We start from the raw sequence: 2,630 nt of genomic DNA on the forward strand, positions 1-2,630 counted from the left end.
TCGAGCAGCTCATTGGCCACCTCAGGGGTTGCGCGGGTGGCGGCGAGGCGGGCAGCAGTGGGTTCGAGTGCCAGCCGCATCTCGGTCAGGCGGCTGAGTTGGGCGACGCGTTCGGATCCCATGAGTCGCCACCGGATGATCCGGGGATCGAGGACGTTCCAGGCGCTGACGGGAAGTACCGTGATGCCGACGCGCCGGCGGGACTCGATCATGCCCATCGACTCGAGGATCCTCATCATCTCGCGGAGAACGGTCCTGGAGACGCCGGTTTCCTCCTCGAGCCGGGCAAGGGTGATCACGCTGCCCGTCGGCCTGATCCCCTGAGCAATCTCAATGCCGACGCGCTCAAGAACCGAGTTATGCAGTACGGGGGCAGGTGCCGCCGACCCGGCCTGCGCGGACGACGCGGGCAGTGAAGACGCCGCACCATGCAAAGATGTCACCTTTTCTTGCTCCTGCATTGAAGTGTGTGCCAGACTACGAGGCGAATCGTCATTTCGCCCTGCCTGGGCCCCGGAAATCAATGGAGAATCGTATGGAGAATTTCACCCAGACGCTGGGGGCGGGGCCTCTACTGGGGATTGCCGCGGGCGCGATCGCCCTCATCCTCATATTGGTCATCAGGTTCAAGGTACACGCGTTCCTCACACTGGTCCTAGTCTCCCTCGTGACAGCGTTCGCCACTGGAATTCCTACCGGCGAGATCGTCAACGTGCTCGTATCGAGCTTCGGCGGAACGCTCGGATCTGTCGCATTGCTCATCGGTCTCGGAGCGATGCTCGGCAAGATGGTCGAACACAGCGGCGGCGCCAGGGTCCTCGCAGACAAGCTGGTCGGCGCCTTCGGTGAGAAGCGCGCCCCCTTCGCCCTCGGCCTCGCCTCGCTCATCATGGGCTTCCCCATCTTCTTCGACGCCGGCCTGATCGTCATGCTGCCCATCATCTTCGCCGTGGCCCGGCGCATGGGCGGCAACAACGTCCTGCTGTACGGTATCCCGGCCGCCACCGCCTTCTCGGTGATGCACGTCTTCGTGCCGCCGCACCCCGGTCCGGTGGCAGCCACCGAGCTTTACGAAGCGAACCTCGGTTTGGTGCTTCTCATCGGCCTGCTGATCGCCTTCCCGGTTTGGTACGTCACGGGTTACCTGTGGGGCAAGTTCGTTTCCTCCAAGTACATCATTCCGGTCCCCGCACTGTTCGGATCGATCGACAACGACCAGCCCGTCAACCCGCCCAAGGCGTCCACCGTGGTGGCAATGCTGCTGTTGCCGCTTGTGCTCATCTTCATGAACACCGGGCTTGACTACCTGAACGCTGCCGGCGTCGTCAACGCCGATGAGCAGGTCTGGGTGCAGGTCCTGACCACTATCGGTTCATCACCGGTGGCGCTGCTGATCTCCGTGCTTGTCGCTACCGCCGTCCTGGGTCACCGTCGCGGTGAGAACGGCACGGCCCTGGAGAAGGTGCTGGATTCCGCGCTGGGTCCGGTGTGCTCCGTCATCCTCATCACCGGTGCAGGCGGAATGTTCGGTGGCGTGCTCCGTGCGTCCGGCATCGGTGACGCTCTCTCGGATTCGCTCGCAGAAGTCGGCCTGCCGGTTATCGTGGCTGCCTACGTCGTCGCGGTGATCCTCCGCGTTGCGCAGGGTTCGGCAACAGTGGCGCTGGTAACGACGGCGGGCCTCATGGCACCGGCTGTCCTGGCCGGCGGGTTCAGCCCTCTCCAGATCGCTGCCGTCGTGCTCGCCAGTGCTGCGGGTTCGGTCTTCGCCAGCCACGTCAACGACTCCGGCTTCTGGTTGGTCGGCCGACTCATGGGCATGGATGTGAAGACCACGCTGAAGACGTGGACCGTTCAGCAGTCACTCCAGTCCGTCGCCGGTTTCCTGCTGACCCTCGTTGTCTTCTGGATCGGCTGATGACGGTTAATACCTTCGACATCACCGGCCGGCTTGCGCTGGTCACCGGCTCCTCCCGTGGCTTGGGCTATGCCCTCGCCTCAGGCCTGGCGCAGGCAGGCGCGCGGGTTGTGGTGCACGGACGTGACCCTGAAGCCGTGCAGCGTGCCGCAGACTCCATCGGAGAAGCAACCGGTACGACGCCGGCGACCACCACGTTCGACGTCACCGACGCCGGTGCCGCCGCACAGGGCATCGAGGCGCTCGTTGCCGAGCATGGAGTGCCGGACATCCTGGTCAACAACGCGGGCATCCAGCGCCGCGCACCGTTCAACGACTTCGATCCGGCCGACTGGGACGCCATCGTCACCACGAACGTGTCCAGCGTCTTCTACGTTTCCCAGCAGATAACGCGGCGTATGGCCGAGCGTGGTTCGGGCAAGGTCATCAACATCGGTTCGGTCCAGTCGATGCTCGCCCGGCAGACCATCGCACCCTACTCAGCCACCAAGGGCGCCGTCGCCATGCTCACCAAGGGCATGGCGGCGGACCTCGCGCGTTACAACATCCAGGTCAACGCCATCTCCCCGGGCTACTTCGCCACCGAGATGAACCGTGCCCTGGTTGAAGATGAGGCCTTCAACTCCTGGGTGATCAACCGCACCCCCGCCCAGCGGTGGGGGAAGTTTGAGGAACTCGTTGGAACGCTCATCTACCTGTCGTCCGATGCATC

At 64.1% G+C, this 2,630-nt stretch carries 3 protein-coding genes; 2 read left to right on the plus strand and 1 reads right to left on the minus strand.

Annotated elements, in window-relative coordinates; all coding sequences use genetic code 11:
* On the minus strand, window positions 1-443 hold a 443-nt coding region (locus RIF85_RS15585; protein ID WP_309072812.1), incomplete at its 3' end, for a GntR family transcriptional regulator.
* 92 nt (window positions 444-535) lie between these two features.
* Between RIF85_RS15585 and RIF85_RS15590 the strand changes: the two genes are divergently transcribed.
* Together RIF85_RS15590 and RIF85_RS15595 are read left to right on the plus strand one after the other, a co-directional pair.
* Window positions 536-1,918, plus strand: coding sequence for a GntP family permease (locus RIF85_RS15590; RefSeq protein ID WP_309072813.1), 1,383 nt, complete (start codon window positions 536-538; stop codon window positions 1,916-1,918).
* The coding region (locus RIF85_RS15595; RefSeq protein WP_309072814.1) for an SDR family NAD(P)-dependent oxidoreductase at window positions 1,918-2,630 on the plus strand (713 nt) is incomplete at its 3' end. The genes RIF85_RS15590 and RIF85_RS15595, both read left to right, overlap by 1 nt.

Source organism: Arthrobacter sp., assembly GCF_031179385.1.
Taxonomy (GTDB): Bacteria; Actinomycetota; Actinomycetes; order Actinomycetales; family Micrococcaceae; genus Arthrobacter_D.